The following is a 14,236-nucleotide window of genomic DNA, read 5'->3' as shown; positions in this document are numbered from 1 at the left end:
GCAAGAAATATCGGTTGCCTGAAAGTGGGAAGTCGACTATGTCCAGCGGTGGGGTTGGGGGCCCTGCTGTGGCCCTTCCCGCCTGCTCCTTGCGGTGTGTCGAGGCGTGTCGGCGGGTTGGTGTCGCTGGCGGGAGACGCCCCGGCCGGGCTTTTCGAATGCCGGAATCCAGTGCTTTCTGGAGATCGGCCATCCCGCTTCCATCCTTTTAAAGAAAGGCCCTGTGTAATGCGTTTCGGTATCAAGAACTCGCGCCGTGTCTCGATGGCGGCCACGGCCGTGGCCCTGGCGTCCGCCGGAGTTCTCCTCCAGGCCGCGCCTGCGTCCGCCGGTACGACCATCTCCGTCTACACGACCGACGGTGGCTGGGGCCCGAAGGGCGGGGCCGGACTGTTCTGGCACGACGGCAACGGTGCAGCCGGGGACCGGGAGGTCTTCGGTGCCCGCGACCAGCAGGGCGACGGCAAGCGCGTGGTCGTGCAGCTCGCTTGGAGATCGGGCGGCGCGATCCAGACCGCGACGGTCGAGGACACCAACGGCGCGAACAACGGCGTGGTCACCGCCTACGCCTACATTCCCGAGGGTGCCCCGGTCACCGTGACGGTGTGCCTCCAGGACGGCCCCGGCGCCGCCTGGAAGTTCTGCGGCAGTCGCGAGGCCATCGCCTGACGCCTCCGAGGGGCGGAACCCGGAACCCCGAACCGCCGTAGCGCGGAACCCGGGGGCGCGGGACCCGGCGCCCCCGGGCCGTGGCCGTCGCGCCGCAGGCGGCCGTACCCACCCGTGCGACGCGGCCCATGGTCCCGCCCGGGTCCCTCGGGTCACGCTCACGTTCGCCGGAGGGGACCTCCCACCCGCTCAGAGCAGCGAGCGGGCCTCCTCCGCCGTGGGCGCCCGCCCCAGGGACCCCTCGTGGAGGTCGCCGAACACCTCGATCCGACGGGACTGGTCGATGCCCCCGACCGGCACCGGATCGAACCCGGCCGCCCGGATCAGCCGGGCGGCCTCCTCGCCCGCGCCCGGGTCGTCCGTGGCGTAGAACCCGGCCGCCCGCTCCGGCTCCCGTCGCGCGGCGGCCTCCAGCGAGGCGGCCGTCAACGTGCCGAACGCCTTGACGGGACGGGCGCCCTCCGGCAGCAGCCCGGCGATGATCACCCCGGCGGACTGGTCCTCGGGGATGGTCTTGGTGAAGTCGCCGTGCTCGTCCACGGCGATGGGGTTCGACGGGTCGACGACCACCTTGCCGGACAGCCGGTCCCCGTACCGCGCGACGAGTTCCTTGATGGTGTCGAACCAGACCGCGAGGATCAGCGTGTCGGCCATCTCCACCGCCTGGTCCACGGTGGTGGCCGTCGCCCGTTCGCCGAGCCGGTCGGCCAGTTCCCGGGTCCGTTCCAGGTCCCGGGACGCCAGCAGGACCGACTCCCCGCCCGCCGTCAGATCGGCGGCCAGCCGGGACCCGATCGCCCCGGTGCCGATGATCGCTGTGGTCACGTCCTCGCCCTTCGTCCGCGCCTGGCCGCCGGGGGTGTCCGGCACGACCCGTACGGCCGGGACGGCCTGTACGGCCCGGGTGGCCCGTACGAACCCCTACGGCCCGTACGACCCGGGTGACCCGTACGGTCCCGGCGACCCGGCCTGTCCCCGTTCCGTACCGTCCCGTCCCGGACCGGGTGTCCGTCCCCGGCCCAGTACAACAGCGCCCCGGCGGCACGGCACCGCCGGAGCGACCGCCCGGGTGACCGGCGCGGCGGACGGAACGGACGGGAAGAGCGGACGGCCCGGCCCGGACAGGCCCGGACCGACAGGGCGGGATCGACAGGACGGGACGGAACGGGAAGGGGCGGAACGGGAAGGGGCGGACCGTTCGGAGCGGGCGGGACGGGGAAGGACGGGCGGAACGGGGAGGCCCGGACTCCCCGGCCCGTACGGACCGGGGGCGCACGGGCTCCGGACCGCCCGCCCCCCACGCGCCGGACCCACCCGCCCCCGGGAAACGGGTGCCGGGTGGGCCACAAGGGAAACGCGCCGGCCCCGTACGGGACCGGCGCGCCCCCGGTGCGACCCCCGGCGGTGCGGGAGCCGCGTCGGCGTACCGGACGGACGGCGTACCGTCCGCCGTCAGAACGGCGAACCCCTCAGCGCGGCCGACCGGTCGGAAACGGCGAACCGGCTGGAAACGCCGAACCGCTCAGCCCGCCGAACCGCTCACAGCGTCGAACCGCTCAAAGCGTCGAACCGCTCAGCGCGCGGAACCGCTCAGAACAGCAGGCTGTACTGGTTGTAGCCGGAGCCCAGGGCGACCCGCGCGCCGAACGCGGACGAGGACGCCTTGCCGGTGCCCGGGTACAGCCACAGCTTGCCGCCGGAGTCGCGGGCGAGGACGTCGGCGATGCCGTCGCCGGTCGTGTCGCCGTTGCCGACCAGGGCGGTGAACTTCCAGCCGGTGCGGAGCTTGACCTTCGACGCGAACGGCGCCGACGCCTTGCCCGTGCCCCGGTACAGCCACACCGTGTGCGAACGGTCGCGCACCAGCAGGTCGGCCTTGCCGTCCCGGTTGAAGTCGCCGCGCCCGAAGAGCTTGCCGCCCTTCCAGGCCCCGTTGACGGCCTTCTTCTTGGCGCCGAACTTGCCGTTGCCCTTGCCCGGGTACACGTACACGCTGCCCGCCGAGTCCAGGGTGGCCAGGTCCGGCCAGCCGTCACCGGTGAGGTCGCCCGGCGCCGCGTACGACTTGGAGCCGCCGCCCACCGTGGTGACGCCCATCCACGTCCAGCTGCCGCTGGAAGAGGTCGAGTTGCGCACGTAGAAGCGGTGCAGCTTGCCGTCCACCTTGTTGCGGATCAGCAGGTCCTGGTAGCCGTCCCGGTCGAGGTCCGTCTGCAGCCCCCAGCTGGCCTGCTGCCAGCCGGTGCCCTCGGAGGTGCGGCCCGCCAGCGAACGGCCCCGGCTCTTCTGCTGGTACAGGGTGCCGGACGGGGTGCTCGCGAGCAGGTCCGCGCGGCCGTCGTAGTTCTGGTCCGCGTCGTAGAGACGGCTCTGGGTGTCCCCGACGTACGTCCGGACCTTGGCGAAGACCGGGTACGCGCCCTTGGCGATGCACCGCTTGACGCCCCAGGAGACGATGCCCGCGATCTTGCCGCGGACGATCAGCGGACCGCCCGAGTCGCCGTGGCAGGGGCTGTTGGTGCCCGTGTCCCGGCCGGTGGCGGGCTTGCCCGCGCAGACCATCTCACCGGCGACGAAGAAGTCCCGGCCGATGACCCGCCGCATCGCGGTGTTGCAGGTGCTGTCCGCGACCATCGGCAGGCTCACCTTGCGCAGCTTCGACGCCTGCTGGGCGCCGGAGCTGCCCGAGGTCAGACCCCAGCCGTAGGCGGTGCCGGTGGTGCCCCGCTTGTACAGCGCGCTGTCGCCGGTCCCGGCCAGCCGCAGCCACTTCTGCTTCACGGGACGGTCGAGGGTGATGACCGCGACGTCGTTGCGCAGGGTGTCGTGGTTGTACTTGGGGTGCTTCCACACCCGGTGCACTCCGGCGAGGGTGGCCCCGCCGCCCTCGTCGCCGAGCTTGGTGGCGCCCGTCAGGGTGGCGCCCCACTTCTTCCAGTTGAGGCCGTGCACGCAGTGCGCGGCGGTGAGCACCTTGTTGGCCGCGACCAGGGAGCCCCCGCAGAACGAGCCCTTCTGGGTGTCCCGGTTGTAGTACCAGAGCTGGGCCATCCAGGGCGCGGCGCTGACCGTGCTCTGGGAGCCGCCGATGATGAACGGCTGCGGACCGGCACCGGCGTCGGGGCCCTCCCCGGCCGTCCGTGCCGCACCGGCGACGGCCTGGCGCGCGTTCTGCGCGAGGGTGGACCGGGTCGCGTCGGCGACCCGTTCGCGCAGCTCACCGGCGCTGGCGGGGGCCGGGGCCGGCGCGACCGCCGGGGTCGGCAGACCGCCGGGCTCCGGGGTCGCGGGCGCGGCGACGGCGGGCAGCGCGGAGCCGCCCGCCAGCAGTGCGATCGAGAGCGCGGCGGTCGCCGCGGCCCGTACGGCACCGGGTCTACGGCGCCGGAATCGGGCGAGAGTCATCTGTGTACCCCCCACGGGTGTGATGCGAACGGAACCGCAAGGGGGGCGGTGGCACGACGTCGATCCACGCGAGCCGGTCCGCGCGAGCCGATCCGCGCGGGCGGTCCCGTCGGCACGGCCGACATCCTTCGCGAAGCTCCCCCTTCGGCCGTGCGATTCTAGGGTGCCCGCCCCGGCCGGTGCGACCGATAACTCCTGGGACCTCAGACACACCTGAGCCTCCGTCGCCCCCCGCCCGTCGCCCCGAGGCTCCCGACACCGCCCCCGGAGCGCCCGAAGAACACGGGCAACGAGAACGAGCGCCCTCCGCGCCCTCCACCCACCGTCACCCCCCCACCGCCACCGCCACCGCCCACCACCGTCACCGCCCACCGTCACCGCCCACCGCCACCGCCCACCGTCACCGCCCACCCCTCGACGCCCCTGAAGGGCCCCGGCCGTCCCCTCCGAGGGGGTCCGGGCAAACCCGTGCGGCAAGCGCCGGACGAGGGGGCGCGGACGCCCCGGCCCCCGTCCCGTCCCGCCCCGTCCACCCCACCCGCCCCACGCCACCCGGTGGACGACCCGCTCCGCGGTCCCCCCGGCCGCCGCCCGGACGGCCCGCCCGCTCCCGACGCGTGGGTGCGCCGTTGACGCGCCCGGCACCGCCGCCGTCCCATGGGGAGACGGAAGACGCCACGCCATCGCGTCCCAGGGAGGGAACCCCATGGCCGAGTCCCGTAAGCCCGACACCATCAACGACACCCCCGAGCCGTCCCGCCTCGCCGTGCTGAGCGCCTGCGGCTGCGGCTCGGGCTGCTCCTGCGGCTGCCAGTCCGGCGGCGGCTGCAAGTGCGGCGGCGGCTGCTAGAAACGCCCCCGCGCACCGGCCCACCGGCCCGCACCGGCGCCCCCGCGCACCGGCCGCACCGGCCCAGGTGCCGACACCAGCACGAACCGTGCCCCGTACGGGAACCTCCCGTACGGGGCACGCGCCGTCGAACCAGACCGGCCGACCGACCGGACCGACCCCGGCCCCCGACCACCGGGAGCCGAAGCCCGAAGCCGGGAGCCGAAGCCGAGGCTGGGAGCCGAAGCCGGGAGCCGAGGCTGAAAACCACGGCCAAGGCGACAGCCAAGGGGCCAGGCAACCGAAGCCCTAGACCCCCTCCACCGGCGAAGTGCTCTGCGTCAGCTCGTCCGCGTGCTCCCCGGTGACGAGGTACACCACCCGCTTCGCCACCGACACCGCGTGATCGGCGAACCGCTCGTAGTAGCGGCCCAGCAGCGTCACGTCCACGGCGGTCTCTATCCCGTGCTTCCACCGCTCGTCGATCAGGTGCTGGAACAGCGTGCGGTGCAGCAGGTCCATCTCGTCGTCGTCCTGCTCCAGCTGCATCGCCAGGTCGACGTCCTTGGTGACGATGACCTCCGCCGCCTTGGCCATCAGCCGCTGCGCCAGCTGCCCCATCTCCAGGACCGTGGCGTGCAGGTCACCCGGCACGGCCCGGTCCGGGAACCGCAGCCGGGCCAGCTTCGCCACGTGCTGGGCGAGGTCCCCGGAGCGCTCCAGGTCCGCGCTCATCCGCAGCGAGGTCACCACGATCCGCAGGTCCGTCGCCACGGGCTGCTGCCGGGCCAGCAGCTCGATGGCCCGCGCCTCCAGGTCGTGCTGGAGGTCGTCCACCTTCTGGTCACCGGCGATCACCGCCTCCGCCAGCTTCAGGTCGGCGTCCAGGATCGCGGTCGTGGCGCGTCCTATGGCCGAGCCGACCAGCCGGGCCATCTCGACCAGGTCGTCACCGATCGAGTCCAGTTCCTCGTGGTACGCGTCACGCATACTGAGTCGTCCCTCTCTCACATCCGCTGGGGCACCCGGTGCTCGTGCACCCCACGCTCCCACGTTCCGGGGCGTACGCGTCCGACTCCGGCACCGGGAGTGAATCACCCCTTTCCCCTCGGTGAACTCTGGGCGACGAGTGTCGGAGCCGACACCGGGATGGCTGTGGACGGCTCCCGGAGCGTGCCTAACCTGGAGGCATGGACGTGAACGCGGCGGTCGCCGCAGCGGCGGCGCTCGCCGGGGTGCTCACCGGCGTCATCGCCATGCTCGCGTTCCGCTGGAGCGAACGCGACCTGAAGCGGCCCCCGCGCAGCTCGCTGCAGACCGAGCCGGTGCTGCCGCCGGGCGTGGACACCGTGCTGTCGGTGCTGCGCTCCTCGGCGGTGGTCCTGGACGAGGCCGACAGCGTGGTCAAGGCCAGCTCCGCGGCGTACGCCCTGGGACTGGTGCGCGGCGGGAAGCTCTCCATCGAGCCGATGCTCCAGATGGCCCGGGACACCCGCCGGGACGGTGAGATACGGCAGGTCGAACTGGATCTGCCCCGGCGCGGCGCGGGTCGCGGCGGGGAGGCGCTCGCCGTCTCCGCCCGGGTCGCCCCGCTCGGCTCCCGGCTGGTGCTGCTGCTGGTGGAGGACCTCACCGAGGCCCGTCGCATCGAGGCGGTCCGCCGGGACTTCGTGGCGAACGTCAGCCATGAGCTCAAGACCCCGGTCGGAGCGCTCTCGCTGCTCTCCGAGGCCGTCATGGACGCCTCGGACGACCCGGAGGCCGTGGAACGGTTCGCCGGGCGGATGCAGATCGAGGCGACCCGGCTGACCAGCCTGGTGCAGGAGCTGATCGACCTCTCGCGGGTGCAGAACGACGACCCGCTGGAGTACGCCGAGCCGGTCCGGGTGGCCGATCTGGTGGCGGAGGCGATCGACCGGTGCCGTCACCAGGCGGGCACCAAGCAGATCACCATCGCCGCGGCCGGGACCGCGGGCCTCCGGATCCTGGGCAACCGCGGCCAGCTCGCGGCGGCCCTCGGCAACCTGGTGGAGAACGCCGTCAACTACAGCGCGGCCCGCACCCGGGTGGGCATCGCCGCGCGCCGGGTGCCCCAGCCGGGCGGCGACCTGATCGAGGTCGCCGTCACCGACCAGGGCATCGGCATCCCCGACCGGGACAAGGAGCGGATCTTCGAACGCTTCTACCGGGTCGATCCGGCCCGCTCCCGCGCCACCGGCGGGACGGGTCTGGGCCTGGCCATCGTCAAGCACGTGGCCGCCTCGCACGGCGGGGAGGTCACCGTGTGGAGCACCGAGGGACAGGGCTCCACCTTCACCCTGCGACTGCCGGAGGCGCGAGCCGCCGCCGGTCGCGCGTCCCTGGAGCCCGGCCCCGGGTCCTCCGCCGGCGATCCCGGCGCGGACCACGGGGACGGCGACGGCTCCCCGGGCTCCCCCGTCACACCCCCGTACGCACCGCTCCCCTCCCCGGAGGTCCTTCCGTGACCCGAGTGCTCGTCGTCGAGGACGAGGAATCCTTCTCCGACGCCCTGTCGTACATGCTCCGCAAGGAGGGGTTCGAGGTCGCCATCGCGGCCACCGGGCCCGACGGCCTGGACGAGTTCGACCGCAACGGCGCCGACCTGGTGCTGCTGGACCTGATGCTGCCGGGGCTGCCCGGCACCGAGGTCTGCCGCCAGCTGCGCAGCCGCTCCAACGTCCCCGTGATCATGGTGACCGCGAAGGACAGCGAGATCGACAAGGTCGTCGGGCTGGAGATAGGAGCCGACGACTACGTGACCAAGCCCTTCTCCTCCCGGGAGCTGGTGGCCCGCATCCGGGCCGTGCTGCGCCGCCGGGGCGAGCCCGAGGAGGTCACCCCGGCCGCCCTGGAGGCGGGCCCGGTGCGGATGGACGTGGACCGGCACGTGGTCACGGTCGGCGGCGCCAAGGTGGACCTGCCGCTCAAGGAGTTCGACCTGCTGGAGATGCTGCTGCGCAACGCGGGCCGGGTGCTGACCCGGATGCAGCTGATCGACCGGGTGTGGGGCGCCGACTACGTGGGCGACACCAAGACCCTCGACGTCCACGTCAAACGGCTGCGGGCCAAGATCGAGCCGGACCCGGGGGCGCCCCGCTACCTGGTGACGGTGCGCGGCCTCGGCTACAAGTTCGAGCCGTAGACCGCGCGGCGCCACGGGCGCCGTACGCGCACGCGCCGGAGGGCGGGACCCAGCGAATGGGTCCCGCCCTCCGGCGTCGTACGGGTCGCGCGCGGTGCGCGGGCGCTCAGCCCTGGCTGGTCGCGGTGGTGTCGGCGGCCGGCTCGGTGGCTTCGTCGGCCGGCTCGGTGGCCGCGCCGGTGGCGTCCTGCGCCCCCTCGGTGGCGGCGACGGTCGCGTCGGGGCTGGCCGCGTCGGTCGCGTCGGCCGAGGCGGGCTTCTCGGTCGACGAGGTCTCCTTCACCTCCGGGGCGGGGGCGGCGGGCGCCTCGGTCGGGCCCCAGCCCTTGAAGTAGGACGAGGCCGGGACCACGAAGCTGTCGACCTTCACGTCACCGGTCTCGCTGAACGCGTAGGTGACGGTCTGGGCGTCGCCGTCCTTGACGGCCTCCCGGCCGCTGGGCAGCACGGCGACGGCGTTGCCCTCGCCGCCGATGACCACGTAGCCCCCGGCGGGGACGACCACCGGGCCGGTGCCCGAGGCGGCCACCAGCTCCGCCTTCCCGCCGTCCGCGACGGTGACCGACTCCAGGGTCTGGTCCTCGGTGCCGTCGTTGTAGACGGTGGCGGAGACGACGGCGGGGCCCTTCGCCTCCAGCTCCGGCTGGGTGATGATGTTGGAGTTCTGGACCTGGATCGTGCCGACGGTGACGGCGGCGTTGTCCGGCTTGATGCCCAGCGTCTGGGCGTTCGTTCCGGCGCCGCAGGCGGCGAGCGAGGCGATCGAGAACGCGATGGCGGTGGCGGCGAGGGCGCCGCGTCGAAGGCTGCTGCTCACGGCGGCGGCAACTCCTAGAACGTGGGCGGTACGGAAGGGTCCTGCGGTGGTGCTCGCCCGTACGGGTGATGCCGGTCGTACGGGGTCCTGCGGTGCCGACGGGCCCCGGGGGGCCTGCTGGCGGGCTTAGGTTATCGACCCGCTCTCCGGCCACCGCACCCGACCCGCCCCCTGGGCGCTCCGGGCCGCCCGGCCCGGGTCGCGGACCCGGCGCGGAACCGCTGGCCGACCGGCCCCGGACCGGGCGGCGGGAGACGGGACGAAGGGCGGGGGAGGGCGGGGAGATGACGGACGGGCGGGTCCTCTCGTCGGTGCCCCGTCGTCGTCGCCGCGGCCTTTCCCGGGGCACTGGAGAACCCGGGGAAGCGTCACGGGTAAGTCGGCGGAAGCGGGTGCGTCGGGGTTACGGAAGCGGGTGCGTCGGGTTACCGGAGCGGAGACCCGAAGGGTTATGCGGGTTTTCCCGCAATCACGGGTAACTCGCGGGCTAACTCACGACTGACAATGCACACCGTACGGCGGAATTGATCAACCGGCTCGGGGTGATCAATTCCGGAACACGGCCCCGGACGCCGAACGGAGTAGCGGGAACACCGGGAAGTGCCCGGAAGTGGCCCGAAGCGAACCCGGCAAACCGGGACGTTCGCCCCCTTGAGGTCCGCCGTCCGGGTGCGTAACGTGCACGTTTCACCCCACCCGGACAGCCGCTCCCACCTGCGCATACCCGCCGCGCGGGCGTCCGCCGATCCCGTCCGCAGCACGTTCCCGTTGTTGTTGTCAAGCCCCGAGATATGCCCTGACCTGCGGAAACGCCATTCAGTGGGCGCCGTATCCGTGTTACCCTTGATAGCCACGGAAGGGGTACCTGTCACATGACGTTCAAGGTTGGCGACACCGTGGTCTATCCCCATCACGGGGCCGCGCTGATCGAGGCCATCGAAACTCGCCAGATCAAAGGCGTGGACAAGACCTACTTGGTGCTGAAGGTCGCCCAGGGTGACCTGACGGTACGTGTGCCAGCGGACAATGCGGAGTTCGTCGGCGTGCGTGATGTGGTCGGTCAGGACGGGCTGGACCGGGTCTTCGAGGTGCTGCGCGCGCCGTACGCCGAGGAGCCCACGAACTGGTCGCGTCGTTACAAGGCGAACCTGGAGAAGCTCGCCTCCGGCGATGTCATCAAGGTCGCCGAGGTCGTGCGCGACCTGTGGCGCCGGGAGCGCGAGCGCGGACTCTCCGCCGGTGAGAAGCGCATGCTCGCCAAGGCCCGCCAGATCCTGGTGAGCGAACTCGCCCTCGCGGAGAACACCAACGAGGACAAGGCCGAGGCACTGCTCGACGAAGTGCTCGCGTCCTGAGCGATCCACACCGTCCCGCGACGGGGTACCGAGCGCGTCCTCACCGACGCGCCCGCCCCTGACGCGGGGACATGCCGTGGCGCCCGATGACCCCACCAGGTCGCCGGGCGCTGCGGCATCTCCGTCTCCGGCGCCCCCGTCGTCCCCCGTGGCCCCCTGACCTCACGGGCTCCCTGACCTCATGGAACCCGTACGGCTGATCCCGTGGAACCCCTGCGGGCGCCGTGGATCCGGTGGGGTGGGAGTGGGAACGGCGAGGCGCCACGGCGCGGCCACCGTTCCCCGTGCTCCGCGGTACGGCGCGGCGGGCGTGCCCCGCATGCGGACGCGGCACCCTCGCGCGCACCCGCTGGACCGGTGGAACCGCCCGGAACGAACGCCCCCGTGCCCCGCTGGTACCGCCCCTGGTGTGCCGGCCCCGGCTGCGGCTCGACCGGAAGTCACGGAAGGGTCCGATCGAGGCGTCGCGCCCGGCACTGCCCCCGACCACCGGCCGGGGGTACCCCCAGGCCATACCCATGTCGCCCGAGTACACAAACCTGAACGGAAGCGATGTCTGACGATCCGCGCCCAGCGCCACCCGCCGCCAAGGCCGCGGCCGTGATCCCCGCGGCGGGCCGCGGGGTCCGTCTCGGCCCCGGCACCCCCAAGGCCCTCCGCCTCCTCGGCGGCACCCCCATCCTGATCCACGCCGTCCGCGCCATGGCCGCCTCCCGGGCCGTCTCCCTGGTCGTCGTCGTGGCCCCGCCCGACGGGGCGGCCGAGGTCAGGGCGCTGCTCGACACCCACTCCCTGCCCGAGCGCACCGACTTCCTGGTCGTCCCCGGCGGCGCCACCCGCCAGGAGTCCGTCCGGCTCGGCCTCGCCGCCCTCCCCGAGGACGTCGACACCGTCCTCGTCCATGACGCGGCCCGCCCGCTGGTGCCCGTCGAGACGGTGGACGCCGTCGTCGCCGCGGTGCGCGAGGGGGCGCCCGCCGTGGTGCCCGCGCTGCCGCTGGCCGACACCGTCAAGGAGGTCGAGCCGCGCGACCCGGCCCGCCCCGACGACCCCGAACCGGTCCTCGCCACCCCCGAGCGGTCCCGGCTGCGCGCCGTCCAGACCCCGCAGGGCTTCGACCGGACCACCCTGGTCCACGCGCACACCACGGTCCCCGTCGACGGGGACGGCGCCACCGACTGCGCCGGGATGGTCGAGCGCACCGGGAAGCCCGTCGTCCTCGTCCCCGGGCACGAGGAGGCGTTCAAGGTCACCAGGCCGCTGGACCTGGTGCTGGCCGAGGCCGTCCTGGCCCGGAGGAGGGCCACCGATGGCTACTGATCCGGTCATTCCCCGGGTGGGGATCGGCACCGACGTCCACGCCTTCGAACACGGCCGTGAACTGTGGTGCGGCGGACTGCTCTGGGACGAGGCGGAGAGCGGCGGCCACGGGCTCGCCGGGCACTCCGACGGGGACGTCGCCGCGCACGCCGCCTGCGACGCGCTGTTCTCCGCCGCCGGGGTCGGCGACCTCGGCGCGCACTTCGGCACCGCCCGCCCCGAGTGGGCCGGGGCCTCCGGGGTCACCCTGCTGGCCGAGGCCGCGCGGATCGTCCGGGCCGCCGGGTTCGAGATCGGCAATGTGTCCGTGCAGGTCATCGGGGTGCGCCCGAAGATCGGACGGCGCCGGGCCGAGGCCGAGCGGGTGCTGACCGCCGCCGTGGGAGCGCCGGTCGCGCTCTCCGGCACCACCACCGACGGCCTGGGGCTCACCGGCCGCGCCGAGGGCCTCGCCGCCCTCGCCACCGCGCTGGTCTACCCGCGCGGCTAGGCCGTAAGGGACGGCCCGGTCCGCGAGGGACGGCCTTGCCCCCCGTCCGCCGCACCCGCCCCCCTCCGGTCGGCGGGTGCGGCGGGGCGGACGGCCGACGGCCGGGTTCGGAGCCGGTCCGGCGGGGTAGCGGTAGCGATCAGCACGTGTGTGCGTATCGCGTGCGCGTCTCGCGGCAGAAAGGGAACCCCGTGTCCGACCAGCTCCCCGACCAGGTGAAGGCCCTGCTCGACGGCCCCGTGTTCATCTCCGTGGCGACCATCCAGCCCGACGGCAGCCCGCAGGTGTCCCCGGTGTGGGTCAAGCGGGAGGGCGACACCGTGGTGTTCTCGACCACCGTCGGCCGTCAGAAGGAGAAGAACCTGCGCCGCGACCCCCGGGTCACCGTGCTGCTCCACCCCTTCGACGCCCCCTACACCTACGCGGAGATCCGCGGCACCGCCGAGCTGACCACCGAGGGCGGCGACGAGCTGATCGACGAACTGTCGGTCAAGTACACGGGCAAGCACTTCGCCGAGTTCAAACCGGATTACACCGAGGACGCCCAGCGCGTCGTGGTCCGTATCACCCCACGGAAGGTGGTTGGCCAGATCTGATCCCTCGGGGCGGCGCCCCCGCACCCCCCTCGTTGTCGCGAAATCGGTGTCCCGTGGGCCCTAGGGGTCGCGGGGCACTGCCCCACGCCCACTACCCTGGGGGGGTGACTATTCGCCTGTACGACACCAGCGCCCGGCAGGTCCGTGACTTCGCCCCCCTCACCCCGGGCTGTGTCTCGATCTACCTCTGTGGCGCGACCGTGCAGGCCGCCCCGCACATCGGACACATCCGGTCGGGCCTCAACTTCGACATCATGCGCCGCTGGTTCGCCTACCGCGGCTACGAGGTGACGTTCGTCCGCAACGTCACCGACATCGACGACAAGATCATCCAGAAGTCCGCCGAGCAGGGCCGCCCCTGGTGGTCGATCGGCTACGAGAACGAGCGCGCGTTCAACGACGGCTACGCCGCGCTCGGCTGCCTGCCGCCCACCTACGAGCCCCGCGCCACCGGCCACATCACCGAGATGGTCGAGATGATGCGCGCCCTCATCGAGCGGGGTCACGCCTACGAGGCCGACGGCAACGTCTACTTCGACGTCCGCTCGTTCCCCGGCTACCTGGAGCTGTCCAACCAGGACCTGGACGAGCTGCGCCAGCCCTCCGGCGACGGCGAGACCGGCAAGCGCGACCCCCGGGACTTCGCCATGTGGAAGGCCGCCAAGCCCGGCGAGCCCGACTGGGAGACCCCCTGGGGCCGGGGCCGTCCCGGCTGGCACCTGGAGTGCTCCGCGATGGCCCACAAGTACCTGGGCACCGCCTTCGACGTGCACGGCGGCGGCATCGACCTGATCTTCCCGCACCACGAGAACGAGATCGCCCAGGCCAAGGCGTACGGCGACGAGTTCGCCCGCTACTGGGTGCACAACTCGTGGGTCACCATGAGCGGCGAGAAGATGTCGAAGTCGCTCGGCAACTCCGTGCTCGTCAGCGAGATGGTCAAACAGTGGCGGCCCATCGTGCTCCGCTACTACCTCGGCACCCCGCACTACCGCTCCACCATCGAGTACAGCCCCGAGGCCCTGCGGGAGGCCGAGTCGGCGTTCGCCCGGATCGAGGGCTTCGTCCAGCGGGTCGTCGAGAAGGCCGGGACGGTGGAACCGGCCGACGAGGTGCCGCCCGCGTTCGCCGAGGTCATGGACGACGACCTGGGCGTCCCGCAGGCGCTCGCCGTCGTCCACACCACGGTCCGCCAGGGCAACAGCGCGCTGGCCGCCGACGACAAGGAGGCCGCCGTGGCGCGGCTCGCGGAGGTCCGGGCCATGCTCGGCGTCCTCGGGCTGGACCCCCTCGACCCGCACTGGTCCGGCGAGACCGACCGCGGCGAGGACCTCCACGGCGTCGTCGACACCCTGGTCCGGCTGGTGCTCCAGCAGCGCGAGTCCGCCCGCGCCCGCAAGGACTGGGCCACCGCGGACGCGATCCGCGACCAGCTCAACCAGTCCGGGCTGGTCATCGAGGACGGCGCCCAGGGCCCCCGCTGGACGCTCGGGCCCCGCTGAGGGACGTCTGACGGTCCCCTAGCACACCGACGCGAGGTGCCGCCCGCCCCGGCGGGCGGCACACTCGTACACGTATACGCATCCGGTCCG

Annotated in this window: 13 protein-coding genes; 9 read left to right on the top strand and 4 right to left on the bottom strand. The window is 73.1% G+C overall.

Going from position 1 to position 14,236, the window contains the following annotated elements; all coding sequences use genetic code 11:
* The first annotated feature begins 228 nt into the window (after window positions 1–228).
* Window positions 229–669, top strand: coding sequence for a hypothetical protein (locus ACVWNX_RS14825; protein WP_454414396.1), 441 nt, complete (start codon window positions 229–231; stop codon window positions 667–669).
* A 189-nt stretch (window positions 670–858) separates the two neighbouring features.
* On the opposite strand, the gene ACVWNX_RS14820 is transcribed toward ACVWNX_RS14825, so the two are convergent.
* Together ACVWNX_RS14820 and ACVWNX_RS14815 are read right to left on the bottom strand one after the other, a co-directional pair.
* Complete coding sequence (locus ACVWNX_RS14820) at window positions 859–1,494, bottom strand: NADPH-dependent F420 reductase (protein ID WP_454414395.1); 636 nt, start codon at window positions 1,492–1,494, stop codon at window positions 859–861.
* Between the two features lie 765 nt (window positions 1,495–2,259).
* Window positions 2,260–4,074: a trypsin-like serine protease gene (locus ACVWNX_RS14815; protein ID WP_454414394.1), complete on the bottom strand. Its 1,815-nt coding sequence runs from the start codon at window positions 4,072–4,074 to the stop codon at window positions 2,260–2,262.
* Between the two features lie 706 nt (window positions 4,075–4,780).
* On the opposite strand from ACVWNX_RS14815, the gene ACVWNX_RS14810 reads away from it, so the two are divergent.
* Window positions 4,781–4,924 carry a hypothetical protein gene (locus ACVWNX_RS14810; protein ID WP_454414393.1) on the top strand — a complete coding sequence of 48 codons (144 nt, stop codon included), beginning with the start codon at window positions 4,781–4,783 and terminating at the stop codon, window positions 4,922–4,924.
* A 288-nt stretch (window positions 4,925–5,212) separates the two neighbouring features.
* On the opposite strand, the gene phoU is transcribed toward ACVWNX_RS14810, so the two are convergent.
* A complete protein-coding gene (gene phoU, locus ACVWNX_RS14805) occupies window positions 5,213–5,893 on the bottom strand; it encodes a phosphate signaling complex protein PhoU (protein WP_454414392.1) in 681 nt (226 codons plus the stop codon).
* A 200-nt stretch (window positions 5,894–6,093) separates the two neighbouring features.
* On the opposite strand from phoU, the gene ACVWNX_RS14800 reads away from it, so the two are divergent.
* Entirely contained in the window at window positions 6,094–7,389 is a 1,296-nt protein-coding gene (locus tag ACVWNX_RS14800; RefSeq protein WP_454414391.1) for a sensor histidine kinase, read from the top strand.
* The gene (locus ACVWNX_RS14795) at window positions 7,386–8,066 is read left to right on the top strand and encodes a response regulator (protein ID WP_454414390.1); all 681 of its coding nucleotides are present in this window, start codon (window positions 7,386–7,388) and stop codon (window positions 8,064–8,066) included. The genes ACVWNX_RS14800 and ACVWNX_RS14795 overlap by 4 nt, the downstream gene beginning before the upstream one ends.
* Window positions 8,067–8,172: 106 nt before the next feature.
* Here ACVWNX_RS14795 and ACVWNX_RS14790 read toward each other — a convergent pair whose 3' ends face one another.
* On the bottom strand, window positions 8,173–8,883 hold the full coding sequence (locus ACVWNX_RS14790; RefSeq protein ID WP_454414389.1) for a copper chaperone PCu(A)C: 711 nt from the start codon (window positions 8,881–8,883) through the stop codon (window positions 8,173–8,175).
* Window positions 8,884–9,755: 872 nt separating this feature from the next.
* Here ACVWNX_RS14790 and ACVWNX_RS14785 point away from each other — a divergent pair.
* The 5 genes from ACVWNX_RS14785 (at window position 9,756) to cysS (ending at window position 14,146) form a co-directional block, all read left to right on the top strand.
* Window positions 9,756–10,238, top strand: a complete 483-nt coding sequence (locus ACVWNX_RS14785; RefSeq protein ID WP_003953493.1) for a CarD family transcriptional regulator — start codon at window positions 9,756–9,758, stop codon at window positions 10,236–10,238.
* 552 nt (window positions 10,239–10,790) lie between these two features.
* Window positions 10,791–11,558, top strand: coding sequence for a 2-C-methyl-D-erythritol 4-phosphate cytidylyltransferase (ispD, locus tag ACVWNX_RS14780; protein ID WP_454414388.1), 768 nt, complete (start codon window positions 10,791–10,793; stop codon window positions 11,556–11,558).
* Window positions 11,548–12,048: a 2-C-methyl-D-erythritol 2,4-cyclodiphosphate synthase gene (gene ispF / locus ACVWNX_RS14775; RefSeq protein WP_454414387.1), complete on the top strand. Its 501-nt coding sequence runs from the start codon at window positions 11,548–11,550 to the stop codon at window positions 12,046–12,048. The genes ispD and ispF overlap by 11 nt, the downstream gene beginning before the upstream one ends.
* 191 nt (window positions 12,049–12,239) lie before the next feature.
* Window positions 12,240–12,644 carry a PPOX class F420-dependent oxidoreductase gene (locus tag ACVWNX_RS14770; RefSeq protein WP_454414386.1) on the top strand — a complete coding sequence of 135 codons (405 nt, stop codon included), beginning with the start codon at window positions 12,240–12,242 and terminating at the stop codon, window positions 12,642–12,644.
* A 104-nt stretch (window positions 12,645–12,748) separates the two neighbouring features.
* A complete protein-coding gene (gene cysS, locus ACVWNX_RS14765; protein WP_454414385.1) occupies window positions 12,749–14,146 on the top strand; it encodes a cysteine--tRNA ligase in 1,398 nt (465 codons plus the stop codon).
* Window positions 14,147–14,236: the final 90 nt, after the last annotated feature.

This window comes from Streptomyces sp. JNUCC 64, from assembly GCF_054484115.1.
The sequence above is the reverse complement of the archived record's forward strand: the minus strand, read 5'-3'. Positions and strand labels throughout refer to the sequence as shown.